The organism is Dictyobacter halimunensis, assembly GCF_036245075.1.
Genome location: NZ_BSRI01000002.1, coordinates 1,791,550 through 1,813,015, shown reverse-complemented (window position 1 = coordinate 1,813,015; position 21,466 = coordinate 1,791,550). Strand labels below are relative to the sequence as shown.

The 21,466-nt window shown below is 54.4% G+C and carries 17 protein-coding genes and 1 pseudogene; 14 read left to right on the top strand and 4 right to left on the bottom strand.

The features are described 5' to 3' along the window. Window positions 1-39: 39 nt before the first annotated feature. The 9 genes and pseudogenes from AABA21_RS21555 to ftsZ all read left to right on the top strand — a co-directional run. Window positions 40-1,791 carry a peptidoglycan D,D-transpeptidase FtsI family protein gene (locus AABA21_RS21555; RefSeq protein ID WP_338253576.1) on the top strand — a complete coding sequence of 584 codons (1,752 nt, stop codon included), beginning with the start codon at window positions 40-42 and terminating at the stop codon, window positions 1,789-1,791. A gap of 133 nt (window positions 1,792-1,924) precedes the next feature. Then, a complete protein-coding gene (locus tag AABA21_RS21550; RefSeq protein ID WP_338253575.1) occupies window positions 1,925-2,263 on the top strand; it encodes a hypothetical protein in 339 nt (112 codons plus the stop codon). A 204-nt stretch (window positions 2,264-2,467) separates the two neighbouring features. Then, entirely contained in the window at window positions 2,468-4,171 is a 1,704-nt protein-coding gene (gene ftsW, locus AABA21_RS21545) for a putative lipid II flippase FtsW (RefSeq protein ID WP_338253574.1), read from the top strand. Between the two features lie 35 nt (window positions 4,172-4,206). Further along, window positions 4,207-5,367: an undecaprenyldiphospho-muramoylpentapeptide beta-N-acetylglucosaminyltransferase gene (gene murG, locus AABA21_RS21540; RefSeq protein WP_338253573.1), complete on the top strand. Its 1,161-nt coding sequence runs from the start codon at window positions 4,207-4,209 to the stop codon at window positions 5,365-5,367. Then, window positions 5,367-6,842 (top strand): UDP-N-acetylmuramate--L-alanine ligase, encoded by a 1,476-nt coding sequence (gene murC / locus AABA21_RS21535; RefSeq protein ID WP_338253572.1) that lies wholly within the window; start codon window positions 5,367-5,369, stop codon window positions 6,840-6,842. The genes murG and murC overlap by 1 nt, the downstream gene beginning before the upstream one ends. Before the next feature lie 10 nt (window positions 6,843-6,852). Next, on the top strand, window positions 6,853-7,872 hold the full coding sequence (murB, locus tag AABA21_RS21530) for a UDP-N-acetylmuramate dehydrogenase (RefSeq protein WP_338253571.1): 1,020 nt from the start codon (window positions 6,853-6,855) through the stop codon (window positions 7,870-7,872). A gap of 1 nt (window position 7,873) precedes the next feature. Then, entirely contained in the window at window positions 7,874-9,034 is a 1,161-nt protein-coding gene (locus AABA21_RS21525; protein WP_338253570.1) for a cell division protein FtsQ/DivIB, read from the top strand. An 84-nt stretch (window positions 9,035-9,118) separates the two neighbouring features. Continuing rightward, window positions 9,119-10,363 (top strand): cell division protein FtsA, encoded by a 1,245-nt coding sequence (gene ftsA, locus AABA21_RS21520; protein WP_126595472.1) that lies wholly within the window; start codon window positions 9,119-9,121, stop codon window positions 10,361-10,363. 173 nt (window positions 10,364-10,536) lie between these two features. Beyond that, window positions 10,537-11,505 (top strand): annotated as a pseudogene (ftsZ, locus tag AABA21_RS39470) (cell division protein FtsZ); the annotation flags it as partial. Between the two features lie 659 nt (window positions 11,506-12,164). On the opposite strand, the gene AABA21_RS21510 reads toward ftsZ, so the two are convergent. The 4 genes from AABA21_RS21510 to AABA21_RS21495 all read right to left on the bottom strand — a co-directional run bounded on the left by AABA21_RS21510 (window position 12,165) and on the right by AABA21_RS21495 (window position 16,134). Then, a complete protein-coding gene (locus tag AABA21_RS21510) occupies window positions 12,165-12,956 on the bottom strand; it encodes a BON domain-containing protein (protein ID WP_338253565.1) in 792 nt (263 codons plus the stop codon). 304 nt (window positions 12,957-13,260) lie between these two features. Then, a complete protein-coding gene (locus tag AABA21_RS21505) occupies window positions 13,261-14,253 on the bottom strand; it encodes a GAF domain-containing protein (RefSeq protein WP_338253564.1) in 993 nt (330 codons plus the stop codon). Window positions 14,254-14,539: 286 nt separating this feature from the next. After that, the gene (locus tag AABA21_RS21500; protein ID WP_338253563.1) at window positions 14,540-15,193 is read right to left on the bottom strand and encodes an SCO family protein; all 654 of its coding nucleotides are present in this window, start codon (window positions 15,191-15,193) and stop codon (window positions 14,540-14,542) included. 26 nt (window positions 15,194-15,219) lie between these two features. Then, window positions 15,220-16,134, bottom strand: coding sequence for a heme o synthase (locus AABA21_RS21495; RefSeq protein ID WP_338253561.1), 915 nt, complete (start codon window positions 16,132-16,134; stop codon window positions 15,220-15,222). Between the two features lie 625 nt (window positions 16,135-16,759). On the opposite strand from AABA21_RS21495, the gene coxB reads away from it, so the two are divergent. The 5 genes from coxB to AABA21_RS21470 all read left to right on the top strand — a co-directional run bounded on the left by coxB (window position 16,760) and on the right by AABA21_RS21470 (window position 21,449). Beyond that, entirely contained in the window at window positions 16,760-17,848 is a 1,089-nt protein-coding gene (coxB, locus tag AABA21_RS21490; RefSeq protein WP_338253559.1) for a cytochrome c oxidase subunit II, read from the top strand. Window positions 17,849-17,901: 53 nt separating this feature from the next. Beyond that, on the top strand, window positions 17,902-19,596 hold the full coding sequence (gene ctaD, locus AABA21_RS21485) for a cytochrome c oxidase subunit I (protein WP_338253557.1): 1,695 nt from the start codon (window positions 17,902-17,904) through the stop codon (window positions 19,594-19,596). A gap of 52 nt (window positions 19,597-19,648) precedes the next feature. Then, window positions 19,649-20,029, top strand: a complete 381-nt coding sequence (locus AABA21_RS21480) for a hypothetical protein (RefSeq protein ID WP_338253555.1) — start codon at window positions 19,649-19,651, stop codon at window positions 20,027-20,029. Window positions 20,030-20,085: 56 nt separating this feature from the next. After that, on the top strand, window positions 20,086-20,703 hold the full coding sequence (locus AABA21_RS21475; RefSeq protein WP_338253553.1) for a cytochrome c oxidase subunit 3: 618 nt from the start codon (window positions 20,086-20,088) through the stop codon (window positions 20,701-20,703). A gap of 329 nt (window positions 20,704-21,032) precedes the next feature. Beyond that, window positions 21,033-21,449 (top strand): hypothetical protein, encoded by a 417-nt coding sequence (locus tag AABA21_RS21470; protein ID WP_338253552.1) that lies wholly within the window; start codon window positions 21,033-21,035, stop codon window positions 21,447-21,449. The last annotated feature ends 17 nt before the right edge of the window (window positions 21,450-21,466 follow it).

Genomic DNA, 21,466 nt, shown 5'->3' with positions numbered 1-21,466 from the left:
TGATTGCTCAAATGTTGTCTGAATGAGGAGATTTTGTAGATGAGTACAGAGCTACGCCGTGCACGTAACCGCCAGATGGTTATCTTTCTGCTGGTCTGCGCGGGCATGGTGCTGCTTTCTGGACGACTCTACTACTGGCAGGTGATGCAAGGTCCACAGTTAGCGAAGGCAGCCAATGCCGAGCATCTGCAAAGTCAGACGCTGAACGCGCCACGAGGACGCATCTATGACGACATGGGCCAGCTACTGGCGACCAATGTGGTACGCGACGATGTGTATATCGAGCCATCACAGCTGGTAACGGATTATCCCGATACCTATCAGAGCGAACGCGATACCCTGATTCAGAAGTTGAGCGGCGTGCTGAACAATATACCAAAAGAGAAGTTGACGAGCGCCTTCGACTCTTCGGTTCCGACGGTGCGGGTCGCTATCTCGATCACACCGGACCAGAGCCAGAAATTGAAAAATCTGCATCTGCCCTATATCTTTCTAGAGCCGCGTACCTGGCGTACCTATCCAGGCAACGACCTGGCGGCACAGACCCTGGGATTTGTGCAGGAAGGCGCGACCGGTGGTTCGCCGAAGGGGATCTATGGCATCGAAAAAAAATACAATCAGCAGCTTTCCGGTAAGGCGGGCAGCTTTTCGGCTGAAACGGACCTCAATGGCAATCCTTTAACCGTGGGCCCCAGCTTTGAGCAGAACGCGGTCCCCGGAGATGATATAACCCTGACCATCGATAGTACCATTCAATACCAGCTGCAGACCGATCTGGAGGCGCGCGTCAAGCAGATGGGAGCCATGAGTGGAACCGCGGTGGTGCTCAATGCGCGCACGGGCGCGATCGTGGCGATGGCTGGAGCACCCTCGTTCGACCCGAACAATTATAGCAAGTATGCCGGCGACACCGATTGCCGGGGTCAACTCGAGGTGTATAGCAATCCAGTCGTCTATTGTGCTTACGAACCGGGCTCGACCATGAAGGCCGTCACGATGGCGGCCGCGCTTGATCAGCACCTGATCAAACCAACCGATACCATTCAGGATCCCGGCTACCTTGCCTTTAAAGACGGGACACCGACGGTTGAGAATTGGCATAACCTGGGCTATGGTACCGAGTCTATGACGCAGGTATTGGAGCATTCAGCCAACGTCGGAGCCGCCTGGGTGGCCACGCAGAAGCTGGGGGCCAAAGGTTTTTATCCCTACCTGCAGCGCTTCGGCTTCGGGCAGCGTACCGGCGTACTGGATCCCGAGTCGGCCGGTACGTATCGCACACCGGTTTCAAAGGACTGGTCGCCCAGCGACCTGGCGCGCCAATCCTTTGGGCAGAGTATTCTGGTAACCCCGTTGCAGATGGCCTCGGCCTATCAGGCGATCGCCAACGATGGTGTTTTGATGCAGCCCTATCTTGTCTCGTCCTTGCGAGACAAAGACCATACGACCACCATTCAGCCGCATGAAGAGCGGCAGGTGATCAGTGCCAGTACGGCCAAAACGTTGACCTCCATGCTGGAGAGTGTGGCCCAATATAATAAAGATGCCGTTCCCGGCTATCGTGTCGCGATAAAGACCGGAACGGCAACCATACAGGGTTTGGCGGATACAAATACCGACGCCTCAATGGCAGGGTTTCTACCGGCTTCAAACCCACAGTTTGTTATCCTGGTGAAGATCGATCACCCAACAGCGACTATCTATGGAGGAAGCGCGGCCGGCCCCGTGTGGAAGGATATCGCGCAACAACTGATGTGGCACTATAGCATTCCACCCGATGCCGCCAGCTAATGAGCGCGGCGGTCAGCGGCCGAAAAACGCAGTTGAAAAGATAGCGCAGAACTTTGTAGTGCACGAAGATGGTGGAGGAAGCTGTGTGGGTGTGCAGGGAATGTAGTGTGTTAACAAGGTAGGTGTGAGTGAGATGAAAGATAAAAAGAAACGTTCACAACAAGATCAAAACATCTCGGATGAGCAACATGAGTTGAGCACGGCCTGGCAGGAGCTGCTTGGGCGCCGGCCGCCAGGCGAGTTACAGCAGGGGGCAGATGACATTGAGCGCGTAGAAAAAGACCAGGAAAGCATCCCGACGCTCGAAAGCGACCCCTGGAGTACGTTAATACAAGCTAAGGGTGTTGAAATGGTTGATCTGCATAAAACACGCTTACAGATCAGCGATCAAGAAGTCGAGCAGATGCTCGAGGTTATGCAAGAGCAATCCGCTCAGCAAGATGACGAGGGTTCATCGTCTAAGCAGCACTGATTTATTGCCATATCCTCAAACGGATTGAAGAAATGAAAAAGATTATGTGCTGTCACCTTCGTCTCTTAGCGAATAGCAATGTACAGAGACATTCCTATTCGTCAAGAGAGAATGTATTAGGAACCTTGCCAGACATAATTGTACTAGAAAATGTGTTCTATGTCAAGGTCGTAGTGTGTCAGCTAGCTAAGTGAAAGAAGCTTCATGCCACAAGATAAACTCAATCGAGGAAAGAATGCGGGAGAGAGGATGATGAAGGGTGCGAGGCGCAAAGACCTGGCACCCCCCACGTTTCGCTCTCCTGCCCTGGAGTCGATCGAACTGAAGGGCCAGCATCCGCCGGCGGGAGGAAGCAGGCGCAAGCCGTTGCCGCCTCCGACCCATGGGGCTAAGCCGATGAAGCGCAGGGCGACCCAGGCTGTGATGGCTCGACGCGTCAAAATGAGTTACGCGGCAGAAGACACGCTGGCTGATCAAAAGACGATGCGCAAGAGCTTGCCGCGCATGAGGAACCGTCCTCTCATCGCGGCGCTCAATGAAGTGGAGGCACCGGAAGCGGCCAACGTCCCGGAGGTAACGCCGCAGGAGCCGGTTGAGCTCTCCCCGGGAAGACGCGGACCCGCCGGGCGCACCATATTGCCAAGGCAGACGGCCGATCTCTTGCGCAATAAGCCGCCCGTGCGGCCAAGCAAGCCATTGCAGGTGATCAGCGAAGAGGAGCAGGAGAAGCTGGCCGCGCTGGAGATGTTCCTTCCTCGTGTGCCTGGCAAGCCAGACCCGATCTTGCTGGTGGCGGTACTGGCCCTGCTATGTATCGGACTGATTATGGTCTATAGCGCCAGCTCATTCGCGTCGGCACGCTATTTCGGCGATGCGTCATACTTTTTTCAGAAACAGCTCCTGGGAGCTGTATTAGGAGTGGTCGCTATGCTGGTAACGATGCGCATCGATTATCGCATCTGGCGTCGCTTCTCCTTGCTGGGGTTGGCCATCGGGCTTCCCCTGCTGGCGGCGGTACTGTTTATCGGCTCCAATGCGTATGGAGCCTCGCGCTGGCTGGTCTTTGGCTCTTTTTTCTCATTCCAACCCAGCGAGTTGATCAAACTGGTACTGGCTTTGTATATTGCTGATTGGCTGGCCCGCAAAGGCAACCAGGTAGGGACCTTCCTGTATGGGCTTACGCCTTTTGTGTTGTTGCTCGGCCTGGTGCTCGGCCTGGTTTTATTGCAGAAAGACATGGGAACCGCCTGCGTTATCGCGGTTTTGACGACCGCCATGTTTTTTACAGCGGGAGCGAACATCTTACAATTTTTGCTGGCCCTGGGCTGTGGATTCTTAATCTTTTTGTCCCAGGCTTTTAGCGGATATCGCTATTACCGTTTGATTGGTTTCCTTAATCCGTTTAAATATACGACCGACATTAATCTGCAGCTGTACCAATCGCTGTTAGCGCTGGGCTCAGGCGGCTGGTTAGGGGTTGGTCTGGGGGCGAGCCGGCAGAAGACAGGTTATCTGCCGCTGCCCTATATTGACTCTATCTTTGCTATTGTGGGTGAAGAGATGGGATATATTGGCTGTATGGTTGTGATCGCGCTATTTATGGTACTGGCATTTCGCGGTTTTCGCCTGGCGCGCCGCACCCAGGATGTCTATGGAGCCTTGCTGGCTACGGGCATTACCACCTGGATTGTTGTGCAGGCCATGATCAATATCGGCGCCACAACCGGGACGATCCCTTACACGGGTGTGCCGTTGCCCTTTATCAGCTATGGGGGCACCTCGCTCGTCATCTCGTTAGCAGGTATAGGGGTGCTCTTGAATATTTCTCGCTATATTCAAGCGCCGGAAGACCCAGCGCTCTCCCGGCAGACCATTACAAAAAGGTTAAAAAAGAAAGTAGCGAAGTAGAGACCCTGGTGTCTGTGCTTCTTATGGAACACATTATGCGAATTCTTATTTCTGGTGGTGGATCAGGTGGCCATATCTATCCAGCCCTGGCCGTTGCCACCCACCTGCGCAACATATATAACGCGGAGATTCTCTATCTGGGCAGCGATGATGGCCTGGAGACGCAGCTCGTGCCGGCCGCTGGTTTCCGGATGGCTACCATTAAGGCGGGTAAGCTCCAGCGCTATGTCTCCGTCAAGACGGTCAAGGGCATCGCCCGTGTACCCGTCGGTATGGTCCAGGCGGTAGGTATTGTACGCAAATTTCGGCCGGACGCCACCTTTACCAGTGGCGGTTACGTCGCGGTCCCGGCGGGACTGGCATCGCGCCTCAACGGGGTGCCGCTCCTGCTGCATCAGCAGGATGTACCGCCCAATCTATCGAATAAGCTGATCGGTCCGCTGGCCGATCGTATCTCGATCGCCTTTGCTGACTCGCAGCAGTACTTCCCGGCCGGCAAGACGCTGCTGCTGGGAAATCCGATTCGGCAGGAGATTCTAGACGTGCGCCAGGTCAGCGTGCAGCAGGCGCGCATTCAACTGGGGCTGGCCCCGGACCTGCCGCTGATTCTGGTTACCGGTGGTAGCCAGGGGGCGCGTCACCTGAACCAGGTGGTCGCGCGGGCCTTGCCGGAGCTCTTACAGTTCTGCCAGGTGCTGCAGATCAGTGGTCAGAAGCTGCTGACGGAGACACAGAGTCTGTCCGAAAGCACCATTGCAGGGCTGGATAGCGAGCTTAAGCAGCGCTATCGCCTGGTGCCTTACCTCACGGATGAGATGGCGCTGGCACTGCGGGCCGCCGAACTGGTTGTCTGCCGAGCCGGAGCCGCCACCTTGAGCGAACTGGCTGTCCTGGAGAAGCCGAGCATCCTGGTGCCTTTGCCACCGGCGATCGGCAGTTCTCCGCAGGAAGCGAACGCTGAGACCTTCCGCCGCGCTCAGGCGGCCGAAGTGATCAAGAACGATGTATTGAAACCTGAGCTATTGATCAGTCGTGTACAACATGTTGTAAACTCTGCCAGCTTGCTGGATATGGCGCAGGCGCTTAAGCAGTTCGCCCGTCCGACCGCGACCAGCGATATCGCCGAGGCTGTTGTACATATGGCACAACCAACAACTGGCGCGCAGACGCCAGAAAACAAGAGGATAAACGTCTGATGAAGTCACGCTTGCATTTTATGGGTATTGGAGGCCAGGGTATTTCCGCGGTCGCGCAGATGGCGCATGCCGCGGGAGAAACGGTGACCGGTTGCGATCAACGCGAATCGGCGACCGTACGCGCCCTACGCGAGGCAGGGATTGCCATCCAGATTGGACACAGCGCCGATCATCTTAACGATGTCGATACGCTGGTTATCAGTCCGGCGGTGCCCGCGCTGGACCCGAACAATCCCGAATTGCTGGCAGCCCGTGAGCGTGGCTTGCCGATTATTCACTGGCAGGAGATCCTGAGCGATCTGATGAGGAACAAATGCGTCCTCTCCGTCAGCGGCGTCCATGGCAAAGGGACGACCACCGCCATGCTCTCGCTGATGCTGGTCGATGCCGGGTTGGATCCCACCTGTGAGATTGGCGCGGTGGTCCCGCGTTTCGGTGCCAACTACCGGTTGGGGAAGGGCTCGTTCTTCGTCAATGAAGCTGACGAGTTCAATCATAACTTCTGGCACTACCATCCGCGGTTGGCGATCGTTACCTCGATCGAGTTCGAGCATCCAGAGTTCTTTGCCGATTACGATGCCTTCCTGGCGGCCTTTGAGCACTTTATTCGCGGTATGGATCTGCAGGGTGATTGGCCGCTGCCCGCGACCGTCATCATGAACGCGGATAGTCCTGGTTGCTGGGATTTAAAGGCGCGCCTGCACGATTGGCCGGGACAGATTCTAACCTATTCGGTTGGACATCATGCGGTGCCCGAGCAGGGTCCGGCCACCTTTGAAGCCTATGATATCAAATTGGATGGCGAGACCAGCTTCCGCGTGCGTTCGCGTCTGGCGACTTCCTCTATACCAGAGGAACAGGTGATGCGCCTGCAGTTGCCGGGTGCCTATAACATTGAGAACGCCCTGGCGGCCCTGGCGGCGGCGCAGCTGTGTGGTGTGGGGAGCGAAAGCATCGCGCAGACCCTGGCGGGCTTCAGTGGTACCAGGCGGCGCTTTGACATCCGCCACCAGGGTCCACTGAAGATCGTGGACCAGGCGCTGGACGTCATGCTGGTGGATGATTATGCCCACCATCCAACGGCCATCGCCGCTACGCTGGAGGCCACGCGTCGCCGCTATCCGGGGCAGCGCATCGTCGCGGTCTACCAGCCGCATATGTATAGCCGGACCAGGACCTTTTTTGATCAGTTCTTGCACGCGTTTGACGCGGCGGATATCGCTATCATCGCGGACATCTTTCCCGCCCGCGAGCGCGATACCGGCTTGATCCATGCGCGTGAACTTGTGGATGGAATCGCGCAGCAGCCCGCGTTCGCCAGTGGTCAGTCCCACATTATGCATGGTGGCAGCGTCACTGAAACGACCGAACTGCTCGCCCACACCCTGCGCTCCGGCGACCTGGTCGTGATCATGGGCGCGGGAGACATTTATATCGTCACAGAAAACCTATTGAAGAATACACAACAGGCCTAGAGGAAACGACATGACATTTGATGCTGAGATTGCTTATAACGAACTCCTTGCTCACTTCGGCAGCCGCGTGCGCCGCAATGAGCCATTAGCCCGCCACTGCACCTTTGGCGTCGGTGGTCCCGCTGATGTATGGGTCTCAGTGGATACACCTGAGGATCTTGTGGGCCTGGTTACTATGTGTGCTGAGCGATGCTGGCCATTGCTGATCACCGGCAATGGCACCAATGTCCTTTATGCCGATGCCGGTGTCCGTGGTGTGGTGGCGCGCGTCGCCATCAACTCCTATACCCTGGAAGAGAGCGGCGCTGGAACCGCCTTTTTAACGGTAGGGGCTGGCATCAGCTGGCCACGTATCATCAATGAGATCGCCCCCAAAGGATGGGGTGGTCTGGAGTTTGGTCCTGGCATACCAGGGACCCTGGGTGGAGGGGTCGTTAGCAACGCGGGCGTGCACGGTCACGATCTGGGACAGGTACTGGAATGGGTCGACATCGTCGACGCGCGCCAGTGCGAGGAGGTTCCAGTGGCTCCAACGGTTGTGCGCTATCAGCACAATGAGTTAGAGCTTAGCTACCGGCACAGCCGTTTCAGGGCTCAGAGGCGCGTCCAGTTTGATGGCGAGGGCAACCCGGTTGCCGCGCCCCACAAACTGATCGAGCCCGCCGAGATCGTCATGCAACTGGGTATTCGCCTGCATCGGGAAGATCCCCAGCAGTTGCGTGCCGCCATCGAAGAGCACAAACAATATCGCAAACGCACCCAGCCACCGCAGCAGAGCGCGGGTTCAATGTTTAAAAATCCGCAGGGCGACTATTCGGGACGGCTCATCGAAGCGGTAGGGTTGAAGGGGACGACCCAGGGAGGAGCCCAGATCTCGGAGCGCCATGCCAATTTTATCGTCAACGTAGGTGGAGCACGTGCAGCAGACGTTGCGGCTCTCATCAAAGAAGCCCATCAGCGCGTCTATGATCGCTTCGGGGTAGATCTAGAGCTAGAGGTCGAACTGCGCGGGGAGTGGAAGGTACTATGACATGACAGAAAGGAAAAAGCTACCAGCGCAACGGGTGACGCCAGGCTATAACAGGCTTGAAAAAGTCTACACACCAAAGGATGCGGTAAAGAAAGAGCCGGCGCAAAATACGCTCGTCTCCGCTCGCTCGTTGAAACGGGTAGTTACGGTTCCCAATGCGGACCCTTCAGTGGCATGGCATACGTTTGCCCAACGTCAATCGCAACTGCGACACGTGCGCTCACGAGCACGCAAAAAGCCTGTCAAACTGGTACCACGTACACTGGTCCAGACGGGGGTACGGGCGACCAATGGACGCACTCAGGCGGTGCGGCGTCCATTGCCCTACCGGTCGTCGATTCCCAGGCGTAGTGGTCGCCGGTTACGTCGGCGTAGTATGATCTGGAAGGTCGTGGGCGCGTTCGCGCTCATCGCCTGCCTGGTCGCCGCGGTCAACTTCGCGCTCACCAGCGATGTTTTTCGTCTGCATCGCGTCAGCGTGATGGGTACCCACAACAACGGTTTAATCCAGAACATTGAGCACATGGGAATTCAGGGGCAGAATATCTTTCTGGTTGACACCGGGAGTATTCAGGAGCGCATCCAGAAGTCGCCGCTGGTAGCATCGGTCGCGATCAGCAAGCAGTTTCCCGATCAATTGACGGTGACCGTTGTGGAGCGCAGGCCCGCGGTATTGTGGCAGGGCCCGCAGGGCACCTTCAGCGTAGATACGCACGGGGTCGTGATCGCGCCCATCAGTCAGACGCCGGGAGCCGAGCAGTTAGGAACCATCGTAGACACCACAAATCAGGGCGCAAAAACAGAGCCGTTATTGCGTCCTGGAACGTATTTAAAGAATATCGATATTACATTTGCGAGTAATGTCTGGCAGCGAGTTCCCAGGGTCGCAGGTATAGATACGTTCAAACTGTATTACGATGGTACAATGTATGCTAGTACTACCAGCCAAACTGGTGAAGTGGCAGGTAGTAGGGGATCTTATATTATAGAAAGTCCGGATGGTTGGAAAGCATATCTCGGAAACTCTCAGGATGCGAACTCTCTGGATAATCGTCTTAAAGAATTAAGTGAGATCGTCAAGCTCGCACGCCAGCAGCAAATACATCTTGCCACCATAGACTTACGTTATGGCCTGCGACCAGTGTTTACATTACAACAGTAAGAACGTGAATAACCACATGACAGGTCTGAATTACTGTATTCGTAGTGCGTCTCAAAAGTGTACCGCCCAATAGGAGCGTAGATCGTGCAAGAGCGGGTGATTGTCGGCATCGACGTCGGAACAACAAAAATCTGTGTCCTGGTCGGCGAGCTGGATCGTGACGGGAAGCTGAACATTGTTGGCGTTGGCACCTGCCCTTCACAGGGGTTGCGCCGTGGGGTGGTGGTGAACATTGAAGAGACCGTCACTTCAATTGCAGCGGCGCTAGATCGTGCTGAACGCTTATCAGGTAAGAAAATTACCTCTGCGTATGTTGGTATTGCTGGTAGCCATATTTCTTCGGAGAATAGCAAAGGTTTCGTCGCGATTTCTCCTAAGAATCGGGATATTGAACAAAACGATATTAGCCGTGCCTTCGAGGTGGCTCGAGCAATTGCCATTCCCGCGAATCGTGAACTGATTCACGTGATTCCGCGGGGTTATGTCGTCGATGGACAGGAGGGCATCAAGAATCCCATTGGTATGTCGGGTTTCCGTCTGGAGGTGGAGGCGCACATCATTACGGGCTCGGTGTCTTCTATGCATAATCTGATTAAATGTGTGCATAAGGCGCATGTCGAGATCGAAGATCTCGTCCTGGAGCCTCTGGCCTCAGGTGACGCGGTCCTGGAGGAAGGCGAGACCGACCTGGGAGTCGCCCTGGTCGATATTGGTGGTGGCACCACCGATGTCGCGGTCTATACTGATGGAGCTATCTGGCACACGATCGTGTTGCCAGTGGGTGGTAACCTGATCACCAGCGACATCGCTATCGGACTGCGCCTGCCCGTCGGGGTCGCTGAAGAGCTGAAAATTACGTATGGGCATTGTGATCCGTCGGCTATCGATGAAGATGATATGATCGACCTGTCACAATTTATGCCCGACTGTGATGATCTCGTACCGCGCAAACTCCTGGCTGAAATCATCCAGGCGCGCGTGGACGAAATCTTCTGTATGGTGCATGAAGAGATCAAAAAATCTGGGTATGATGGATTACTGCCCGCTGGCGTCGTCATTACCGGAGGGACCGCCGAGCTACCGGGTATTTTAGAACTGGCGGGCCAGGTCCTTGATCTTCCGGCTCGCATCGGTTCTCCTCTTGGTCTGCATGGGTTAGCGGACTCGATCAACAGGCCGGCCTATTCGACGGCCGTTGGTCTATTGCTGTGGGGATTGAGCAATACCTCGCTCCTCATGGAGGAAGAGCCGATCGATGTAAACGTAGAAGATGATGAAAATAATCTTGTATCTCGGTTTGGGCGCTGGCTGCGTGCATTTATTCCTTAAACGACGTACTCATTTATAGGCGAAGCAGCGAGTAGCGTATAAACGAACAATGGAGTATGATAAGCAATTGCATGCATGGAGGCGGACCACTGCAACAAACTGGGCGTCGTTCGTTCTACACATATGAAGCACTGACTTATAAATGAGAAACTCGAAAGGGGGCCACGAAGAATATGTTACCAATGGGAAATCATCAACTTGAGGGCTTCGCCCAAATCCGTGTGATCGGTGTTGGGGGAGGTGGCAGTAATGCGGTTAACCGCATGATCCAGGCCAATATGACGGGTATCGAATTTATTGCCATTAATACAGATGCCCAGGCCTTACTGCTGACAGAGGCACCGCATCGCATTCGTATCGGTGATAAACTAACCCGTGGCCTTGGAGCAGGCGGTAATCCTAGCGTCGGTATGAAGGCCGCTGAAGAAAATGCTGAGGATATCTATGAGGCCCTGAAGGGCTCGGATATGGTCTTTATTACCGCCGGTATGGGTGGTGGCACTGGAACCGGCGCCAGCCCGGTGGTGGCGCAGATCGCGCGCGAGGTAGGCGCGCTGACCGTGGGCGTCGTTACCCGTCCCTTCACCTTTGAGGGCAAGAAGCGCTTGCTCTCAGCTGAAGAGGGCATCAATAATCTGAAGCAGCACGTGGATACGCTGATTACCGTGCCCAACGACCGCCTGTTGCAGGTGGCCGACAAGCGTACACCGCTGGCCGAAGCGTTCCGCCTGGCGGACGATGTATTGCGTCAGGGTATCCAGGGTATCAGCGACCTGATTACGGTGCCCGGCCTGATCAACCTGGACTTCGCCGACGTGAAGACCATTATGTCGGCGGCCGGTTCCGCCTTGATGGCGATTGGTGAGGCCAGCGGCGAGAGTCGAGCCATCGATGCGGCGCAGATCGCGATCTCCAGTCCCTTGCTGGATATCGACATCAGTGGCGCGCGTGGTGTGCTCTTCAATATCACCGGTGGACTGGATATGACGCTGTTTGAGGTCAACGAGGCGGCCGATATCATCAGCCAGGCGGCTCATCCTGAAGCCAACATCATCTTTGGCGCAGTGCAGGATGCCAACTATGATGGCAAGGTGAAGATCACCGTTATCGCCACCGGCTTTGATCAGCTGCCGCCCGCGCGCGTCGCGACCAGCAGTGGTCATTCAGGATTTGGCGCGCCACGTCCAGAATACGATCGTAGCCGCCTGTATACCGGTTCCAATCCGTCACAGTCCGGCAATGCCAGTGGCAATGCTCCTGTCCGCCAGGGAGCTCCTCAGGGCTATCCAACGCCAGTCTCTCCGGCGATGCAGCAGGACGTCAACCGTCCCACTGGACCGATACCCGCGGCGCCGAGGAATCAGCAGCCAGCGCCCGTGTCGTCGTCGAACCCTGCTCTGCCACCGTATAAGCCTGATGCGGGGCGACCGCTTCGGCCTGGCAATGGCTACACGCCTCCGGCAATCCCGTTGATTAACAGCGGCAACCTGGATGACGAAGATGAGGAGATAACCCAGCCGTCGATGCCCGATATGAGCAACCTGCCGACGCCCGATCTGGAGGACCAGGCTTTGCCACCGCGTCGGGATGGGGGTCAGCGTGGACGTGTCGTGCGACGCCTGGACCGTGGGGCCGCCTCTGAACTGTCACGAGGCAACCGTAACACCCCGTCTGGAGACGTCATCGACATCCCGGCCTTCCTGCGCAAACGCTAGCGCACGATAATAAAAACCAGCGGCCCGCTTTTGAAAAGCGGGCCGCTGGTTTTTATTATCGTGCGCTTATGCTGAAAATGATGTTGTTATGCGTTTCTGGTCTTACCCAGGTTACCGGGGATGTCTTTGTTCAAACCGATATGGTTGACAACCACGCGTACACCAGGGATGCCGACGACTTCACGCTCCAGAACATATTTCATGCTGGTCTTTGGTACATCTCCATAGAGGTGTAAAATATAGTTTTCCACCAGGACAGAGATATTGGTGGCTCCCTCCAGCTTGCCCTGTGACCTCAGATTCTCGATACGCTCATAGGCTGTATTCAAGACGGTATCCTCAGCCACAATAAAGTTGCGTACACCTGCGACACCGGGGACGCGGCTAACCTCATCCTCCAGGCGCTCGCGCTGGACTTCCAGCTCAAGCTTACCATAAAGGGCGAGCACCACACCTTCTGGTGTCTCACTTTCAAGCTCAACTTTGACAGGGTGGTTACTGAATGCCGTACTACCTAACGTCACAATCTGCTCAGCAGCCGCACGGGCCCGATCCAATACCTCATGTGCTGGCAATGAGATCGCCGGCCTATATGCCGCCTCATCCTCATCGTGGGCACCTGCCATAGGATCTTCTAACGCCCAGCCCATAATGCCCCAGATAATAAATGGAACCGCAACAAGGGTCACCCAGGGGGCATCAGGGACGAACAACAAACCGGCCACGGCAACCAGAATGGCGACGCTTAACATTGCGGGCCATAGACTGGGACCTGGCATATGGATATGGTGTTCCGCCTCTTCTATTTCCTGATATGACTCCAGAGACGATTCTCGATCGTCTACTGCGAGATTTGCTCTTTGAAGAGATGATTCCATACGCTCTCGCTCTCCTCCGCGAATGGTTTACAATCAGCGAGGACTCTTATATTTTTTGATAATAGTGGTCCTGTATATTTAAGCATACCAAATATATGAGGTTCGTGCAACCTGAATTATTCCACTGCGTGGTACCTCTTAACCTCTTCTTTGTCGCCTGCGGCAGATGTCTAGCATATGAGTCATCCCGAACTTTTGAAAAAGTTCCCAAAACCGGGGTGCAGGGTCCTCCCGCATTGGGAGCGCGAAATCCAAAAATGGATTTTTCAAAGATCCCTGGCTGGAGGGTGGAGAGAGGAGAGACTTAAGGGAGAGGCGTGTGCAACAATAGTTCTTCTATTTCTTGCCAGGCGATGGTTTCGGCCTGCGTGGGGGAAAGGTAGCGCATATTCTGGTTCGCTTCAATGAGATGATTGGTGACACGGTGCTTAAACGTGGCCAGCGTCGTGTATTGTTGCTGGCGCGGAGGCATGATGCCCAGTTTTAGCTTATCAATAGCGTAAAAATCTTCTGGCTCGAAGGCGAGCACGAGTAGATTCACGTAGTTTTGAATCAGGTCCAGGTACGCTTGCGTAAAAAAGTCAGGCTGCTTACAGAGGATGGCGAGGGTGCCCGCTACCTGGTCTGAAAGCAGGATAGGATAGGCAACAGAGCACTCTTCATGTTCACAGCAATGCAGGGGAAAGAGGCGTAATTTTTCCTGCCGGTTTTGAATGATGACAGGATGCCCTGTGCTGGCCGCGTGCCCCGTCTGCGATTCCGCCCCGAAGAACTGGGTCATATATTCAATCTGATGGCCGCCGGGGATGCTGCTGCGGGCATTGATCTGGCGCAGGCTGTGTATCGTTTGACCGGAACGTGGAGGAACGCACAGCGACAACACAACCACCATCCCCACCTGCTGGGAATCTAGATGGGTGACTATCTGCTGCAGGATCAGGTTGTAGACGGCGATCTTGCGCTGCTGTGCCGTATTGGATGTGTAGGCATTCAGAACCTGGGTATAGAATGCCGCGCTGATCTCGACCGGAGGCTCGGCTTCGGGTTGGGGAGCATGCAGAGCGGTTGGGTATTCCCTGGCGATCAGGGTCGTCAATTGCTGCCGATAGTGAGGCAGGGCAGCAACCAGTGGTGGCAAATTATCGGGACGTGGATTCGATTTGCCGGTCGTCCAGCGTTGTAGCGTCACCGGATTGATATTCATCACATCAGCGATACGCTGGCGTTCTTGTGGATCGGCGATCAGCTGACCCAGAAATGTACGCCATGTCTGATTCTCATCCATCGTACTATTCATCACAGAGAGCCTCACTGCACATGAAAATGGTTACACAATTAACACCAATGTTGCCCATACAGCTCATGCTTTAAATAATTTGTTATAGATGATAGAATACCCGACAGAGCTGTAGCAGTCAATCTTACAAAGTCTGGTTGCTCCAGTATTTTATGTAATCTTAATAAAGCTATTTTTATGCATAAGTTTGTGCAGAAGGCGCACCTGGCACGTCTTTTGCACAAACTTATGCATAAAGAAGGGGCGCGTCAGCGCCCCCTTCTTTATGTCAAACTAAAAAGTCTTTTTATTTTTCTTTGAGTAGCTGCTGCAGATTCGCGGTCATCTGGTTCGGCGTAAAATCATCGCCCATGTAGACGCGCTCTTTCCCATTTTTGTCGATTAAAAAGAGCGCCGTGCTATGGTTTACTTTACCTTGTTGCTGTTGCGCGTAGATACTATAGCTCGACCAGATCGGGGAAAGCTTTTGCTGCGTCCCGGTCAAGAAGTGCCAGTAGTTCTGCATATTATGTTCGGTGGAGAACTGCATGGCGGCAGCCGTATCATCGCGTTTGGGATCCGTACTTACGGCCAGGATCGCCACATTTTTGGCGTCGCTACCCAGTTGCTGTACGGTGGTATGCAGGTGTTCGGCTGTCAGAGGACACACATCCGGGCAGTGGGTATACAAGAAGGTTAACACAACCGGTTTCCCACGGAACTGCGCGAGCGAGACGGCCTTGCCATATTGATCTGTGAGCTGAAAATTGGGAGCTTGTGTGCCATTCAGATCCGTACCTTGCAGCCCCGACGCGGACGTTGAGGTACTACCAACGCTGCCGCTACTGCTGGGGGCGGATGGTGTCGCCCGGTTGTGCTGAATGACGCTAATTAAAATGACGACGACTATCGCCAGGCTGATGACGGATAATCGCGAAGCAAGTCGCCAACTCATACGCATACTCATAATACCTTGACCTTGATAATTTAGAACAGGATGCGGTCTACCACCATAAGTGCGAAGATGGCGGCCAGATAGCAGTTAGAATACCAGAAGATAGTACGTGCCCAGTTTTTGCTTCGATCGGTCAGCAGGCGAATCGACATATAAATGAGGATGCCGCCCAGAATAACGGCGCCGACCAGGTAGAGATAGCTCATGGTGTGCATCAAGAAGAGCATCATCGTAACCGCGAAGAGCAAGAGCGAGTAAAAGAAGATCTGGCGGCGTGTCTCGGCCTCACCCAGAACCACGGGCATCATCGGCACATTTGCCTTCTCATAATCTTTTTTGATCAGCAGTGAGAGGGCCCAGAAGTGTGGTGGTGTCCAGTAGAAGATAATGGCGAAGAGCCAGATGGCGGCCAGTGGGACGCTATTGGTGACGGCAGCCCAGCCAACCAGGACCGGCACGGAACCGGCGGCGCCACCAATCACAATGTTTTGCGCGCTATTGCGCTTGAGTCCCATGGTGTAGACAAATACATAAAACAGGATGGCGCCCATAGCCAGGCAAGCGCTCAGTAGATTGACGAACACGGCTAAGACGATAAAGGATAAGGCGCCCAGGCCGATGCCAAAGATCAGGGCAGGCACAGGTTGGACGCGGCCCGACGGCAATGAGCGACGCTGTGTACGGCCCATAATCTGGTCGATGTCGCGATCGATATAACAGTTAATAGCGTTAGCACTGCCAGCCGCCATGGCGCCACCCAACAGGGTTGCCAGCACCAATCCGAGATTGGGCAGGCCGCGACCGGCGATGGCCATCGCCGCCACTGTGGTGCCAAGTAGCAAGACCGTCACGTGCGGTTTCATCAGGTTGATGTAAGCTGAAAGAGTCTGACGAAAAGGATGGACCTGTTTTGGCTCTTCAAGCTCACTATGGCTTAATACCTTCATACACGAGGCTCCCTATAGTCTATAAAGTTTGACGTTCCCTATTGTCGGCGCCATTCCTGATACCGCCCTTGCAGTCAGTTTCTCTTACCTTACAATTGCCTGAACGTTTCAGTCGCGGCGAAAAATGCTGGTTTCAACGCGCTCATATTTTTACTTGTCGCCTCCTCGTTGTCCTGCTATAGTATGTAAGAGGATTTTCTGAAGAGGTCACCTGAGTGAAAGGTGACCGCACCTCTCGCCGGGCGAATGAGAAATCGGCCGCGAGGGCCGAACTTACGTGGTGTGTTTGGTGGGTGGAGGAGAAATCGGCCGCGAGGGCCGAACCTACATGGCGTGTTTGGTGGGCAGATGAGAAATCGGTCGTGAGGGCCGAACCTATGAGGCGGGGTGCAAGGGGCAGGCATTGGAGGCGCTTCCTCTATTCAGGCTGCTGTAAGGTTCATTTTAAAAATTGCAAGTTTTGTGTTAGGCTCCATCGCTACACTACAGCAGTACAGTGGAAAAATGTCGCCAAAACAAGACATCATCGTCCATCGTCAATCAATTGTTTAGGAGAGCTTTAGACGTGAGGATGCCGGTATTTCGAAGGGCAAAACGCTGGCTAGCATTGCTAAGCTTGCTGTCATTGTCCTCTATTCTATTTGCCGCATGCGGTGAAAACTCACCCTCGATCTTGAATACCGCCGGACCAGTAGCTGCCAGTGAGAGCAGCCTGTTCTGGTTGATCCTGGGCATTTCGATCGTTATCTTTGTCCTGGTCGAGGGCATATTGATTTTCTCCATTATTCGCTACCGTGAACGACCTGGAATGCCGAATCCATTCCAAAATCACGGTAACTTGAAATTGGAGCTCATTTGGACCGTTATTCCGACCCTGGTCCTGTTTGTTATTCTCTTTTTTACGATCCGTGGCCTGCTCTATGTGGCTCCTGAAAATGAGCCAGCGGCAAGCGCATCACAACCAAGAATGGAAGTTACGGCCATCGGTCACCAGTGGTGGTGGGAGTTCTACTATCCGAACTACCACGTCACAACTGCTGATACGCTGGAGGTACCGGTTAACACAACTGTGCATGTCAAGCTGTTTTCAAACAACGTGATCCACAGTTTCTGGGTTCCCGCGTTGACCGGTAAGACTGACGTGGTGCCTGGTCACGACAACACCAAGTGGTTCGTGGCGGAGAAAGAGGGTACCTATACAGGTATTTGTGCCGAGTATTGTGGCACGCAGCACGCGAATATGCGCTTCAACGTCAAGGTCGTTAACAACAATGACTTTCAGACGTGGGTGTCGGGTCAGCAGCAGGCCGCTACGGCTCCAACCGATGCGCTGGCTCAGAAGGGCGCCGCGTTGTTTAAAAACCAGTGTGCCTCCTGCCATGGCATTGTTGGAGTAAACTTGAAACAGTTCTACAACACCGCGCAGGAATGCACCGATCTGCCGGGTGGTAAGGCCAATGGTACACCGCAATGTCTGATTGGTCCAAACCTGACGCACTTTGGCAGTCGTAACCTGATTGCTGGCGGTGTGCTGGATAACAATACCGAAAACGGTAACTGTGATCCAAATAATCCAAAACTGAAGGAACAATGTAACCTGGCGAAATGGTTGAATGATCCTCAGGGAATTAAGCCTGGGAATGACATGAACATTGGTTCGCTGACCAATGAACAGATTCAACAGCTGGTTGCCTATCTGGAAGGGTTAAAATAACCTGCCTTGCCCTGTGACCCTTTGTTTGGGGCTAGACACTGGAGGATTTGCGCATGGCGACTCGCACCATCGGTGAACACACCACGACGACAACAACGACGGGTGTGCGCCGAAAGCGCTTTAGCGAAACCTATATTGGTGAATGGATTACAACGACCGACCATAAGCAGCTCGGTCTGATGTACCTGATCACCGGTTTCTTTTTCTTTGTTGTGGGCGGTATGGAGGCTCTCCTGATCCGTACACAGTTGGCGTTGCCAAATGGGAAGGTTCTGGACCCGAATACGTATAACCAGATCTTTACCATGCATGGCACGACCATGATTTTCTTGTTCGTTATTCCTGTGCTCTCTGGCTTTGGTAACTATGTGGTGCCGCTGATGCTCGGCGCGCGCGACATGGCTTACCCACGTATGAATGCCTTTGGCTACTGGCTGGTGCTCTTTGGCGGTATCTTTATGCAGTCCAGTTTCCTGTTTGGTCAGGCGCCAAACGGTGGCTGGTTCATGTATGCTCCGCTGAGTGAGCTGACGGCGGGCCATGCCTTCCAGGCTACGCCGATGATGAACGCAGACTTCTGGTTGCTGGGTACGACCCTGCTGGGTATCTCGTCCATCGCCGGATCGCTCAACTTTGTCGTGACTATCTTCAAGTTGCGCGCCCCTGGCATGAGCATCAACCGCATGCCTCTGTTCTCATGGATGATCCTGGTGATGTCCTTCCTGCTGCTGTTCGCCCTGCCCAGCCTGACTGTGGCCAGCGTACTGCTGCTGCTGGACCGCCACCTGGGTAGCCATTTCTATCAGTATGGCAATGGCGGTGATCCACTGCTCTGGCAGCACCTCTTCTGGTCGTTTGGCCACCCTGAGGTGTACATCCTGATTCTTCCGGCCTTCGGTATTATCTCTGAGGTCCTGCCGGTCTTCTCGCGCAAACCAATCTTTGGTTATACCTTTATCGCGTGGTCCGGTGTGGCCATCGGTTTCCTGAGCTTCACCGTCTGGGCACACCACATGTTCGCCGTTGGTCTGCCTTCGATCGCGCAGGCTTTCTTCGCGACCAGCACAACGTTGATCGCTATTCCGACCGCGGTAAAAATCTTTAACTGGCTGGCCACCGTCTTTGGTGGTAAGCTGCGCTTTAACGCTCCGATGCTCTTCGCGCTCGGCTTTATCGCTATGTTCCTGATCGGTGGTTTGAACGGCGCCGCCCTGGCGGTTGTGCCTTTCGACTACCAGATCACTGACAGCTACTTTGTGGTGGCGCACATCCACTATGTACTCTTTGGTGGTACCGCGCTGGCCGTCTTTGCGGGCATCTACTACTGGTTCCCCAAATTCACCGGCAAGCTGATGGACGATCGCCTGGGTAAGTGGCACTTCTGGGTCACCTTCATTGGTCTGAACCTGACCTTCTTCCCCATGCACATCATGGGTATCCTGGGTATGCCTCGTCGTGTCTACACGTATCCTGGCAACCTGGGTTGGAACGACCTGAACCTGATGGCCTCCGTTGGTGCTCTGATCATCGGTATCGGCGTCATCATGTTCATGATCAACGTCATCAAGACCTTGAAGAATGGCCAGCCTTCCGGTGATGATCCATGGGATGCCTTCACGCTGGAATGGGACACCACCTCTCCTCCGAAGAAATACAACTTCCTGGAGATCCCGGTTGTACGCAGCCGCCGTCCCTTCTATGACAAGAAGTATCCAGATCATGCCGACTGGAAATCTGTCATTCACTAAGAGTGAGTAAACCTATCCACCCCGGTGGAAACAAGACTAGTAGAGGTATAAGGTGTCTCAAGAACAAACAAACCGCGTAGAGCAGCCGGTGCCAGTGGAGGAGAACGGCGTTTCCGCCGCTCCTCCCGCCGCTGGCACACCGACCTCCGACTCTGCGCCAGCGGATCAACAGCAGGTGTCGCAAGAGGAGGGCACAACTACGGGGGCACAGCCACTGCCTAAAAAGAGTTCCACAGGTCGGAAGCGAACCAGGGCCAAAGGGCGCCTGGTTAATGCTGAAGAAGTGATGCCACGGCCAAGTTTGTGGCCGTTGGGCCTGGCTTTTTCACTCGCCTTTGTCCTGTTTGGAGTTGTGGCGGGCCCGATTGTGCTTGGGATCGGCATTGTACTGCTTGTGATATCGGGTGTGGGTTGGGCTTTAGAGCGTCGATAAAAGGTGGGGCTCGTCGGATACGAGCCTTATCTTTGTAGAGTTAGGGAGTTACTTGTATGAGTACTGCTCATGGCGAGCAGGTAAGGATCATTGAGGAGCAGCACGGCCAGCCGGGTGAGCGCAGTCTCAACTGGTGGGGTATGGTCTTCTTCATCGGCTCGGAAGCTCTGATCTTTGCTAACCTGATCGCTGCATTTCTCTATCTAGAGATTCGCAACAGTAGCCAGGTCTGGAAGCTGGAATTCAGCATCGTGCCTTTTATCGCCAGCATCATCCTGTTTTCCAGCAGCTGGTTCGTGCACCAGGCCGGTTCTGGTATCCGTAGCGGTAACCAGAAGAAGTTGATCTGGGGCCTGACTGGCACGATTATCCTGGGCGCGATCTTCCTGGGATGCCAGGCTTACGAATATACATCGCTGATCACAGGACCAGAGCATTTCACCATCTCTAGCAGCATCTTTGGTTCAGCCTTCTTTACGCTGACAGGCTTCCACGGCCTGCACGTCACGATCGGCGCGATCTTCCTGATCGTCTGTCTGATCCGTGCTACACGAGGTCACTTCACCAAAGAGCAGCACTTCGCCGTTCAGGCGGCCGAGATGTACTGGCACTTCGTTGACGTCGTATGGGTATTTGTATTTACCCTCGTCTACCTGGTGCCTCTGCTGCGCTAGCATCCTATATCGCCTTCTGGCGTTTTTTGTGAGCCCTGGTATCTCACTGAGATACCAGGGCTCACAATATTTTTATAGGCAAGTGGAGAACGGCCGGTGCTGCGCAGCACCGACCGTTCTCCACTTGCCTATAAAAATATTGTGAGCGCCGTAGGCGCGTAGAGTCATAGCCGAAGGCACGCAAAGCCCGCTTTATAAATCCCTTTTTACCTGTTTCCATGTTTCATGGCGTCTTAATTATCTATTGGGAGGGCAGAAATATGGTACAATGAGAAAAGCAAACTTAACTCCTCAAAGGTACCGTTTTGTTTTGGAGTAAGAAAGGCCGTATGATGAAAGATGCAATGCACAGTAACGAGTCTGTCGTTGCCGTTCGGCGCGATGATACGAGCAAGCGAAGAAGCCGTGCTCCTCAATACTGTTCTATCTGTACGGCGCGCATCTGGTTTGAGCCGATTGAGCTGGTCGAGCCAGAGGGTGTGCCCGAGCCCAGACTCTCATGGGTGCTGTGTAAAGCCTGTCATCAGTTGTTGCAGCATGAGATGACGCGTTCTCCTGTGCGCTCTCCTTTGCGTCTGCGTATCGCCATGGGTATCGTGGCGGCCGAACGCTGGCCCCATGCATATTCGACGCGTGTGCGTGAATACATTAATGATCGACGTATGATCTTGTTCATCGCTATTGGTCTGATTGTGGCGATGATCCTCCACTTGATCCTCATTGTAATGGTCGCGGGCCTCAGGTAGCCGTCTCCCCATTGTCT

Bases quoted from the DNA above. Each gene is read 5' to 3' on its own strand.
- AABA21_RS21555 (WP_338253576.1), top strand. From the start codon at position 40: ATGAGTACAGAGCTACGCCGTGCACGTAACCGCCAGATGGTTATCTTT.
- AABA21_RS21550 (WP_338253575.1), top strand. From the start codon at position 1,925: ATGAAAGATAAAAAGAAACGTTCACAACAAGATCAAAACATCTCGGAT.
- ftsW (WP_338253574.1), top strand. From the start codon at position 2,468: ATGCCACAAGATAAACTCAATCGAGGAAAGAATGCGGGAGAGAGGATG.
- murG (WP_338253573.1), top strand. From the start codon at position 4,207: ATGCGAATTCTTATTTCTGGTGGTGGATCAGGTGGCCATATCTATCCA.
- murC (WP_338253572.1), top strand. From the start codon at position 5,367: ATGAAGTCACGCTTGCATTTTATGGGTATTGGAGGCCAGGGTATTTCC.
- murB (WP_338253571.1), top strand. From the start codon at position 6,853: ATGACATTTGATGCTGAGATTGCTTATAACGAACTCCTTGCTCACTTC.
- AABA21_RS21525 (WP_338253570.1), top strand. From the start codon at position 7,874: ATGACAGAAAGGAAAAAGCTACCAGCGCAACGGGTGACGCCAGGCTAT.
- AABA21_RS21510 (WP_338253565.1), bottom strand. From the start codon at position 12,956: ATGGAATCATCTCTTCAAAGAGCAAATCTCGCAGTAGACGATCGAGAA.
- AABA21_RS21505 (WP_338253564.1), bottom strand. From the start codon at position 14,253: ATGAATAGTACGATGGATGAGAATCAGACATGGCGTACATTTCTGGGT.
- AABA21_RS21500 (WP_338253563.1), bottom strand. From the start codon at position 15,193: ATGCGTATGAGTTGGCGACTTGCTTCGCGATTATCCGTCATCAGCCTG.
- AABA21_RS21495 (WP_338253561.1), bottom strand. From the start codon at position 16,134: ATGAAGGTATTAAGCCATAGTGAGCTTGAAGAGCCAAAACAGGTCCAT.
- ctaD (WP_338253557.1), top strand. From the start codon at position 17,902: ATGGCGACTCGCACCATCGGTGAACACACCACGACGACAACAACGACG.
- AABA21_RS21475 (WP_338253553.1), top strand. From the start codon at position 20,086: ATGAGTACTGCTCATGGCGAGCAGGTAAGGATCATTGAGGAGCAGCAC.
- AABA21_RS21470 (WP_338253552.1), top strand. From the start codon at position 21,033: ATGATGAAAGATGCAATGCACAGTAACGAGTCTGTCGTTGCCGTTCGG.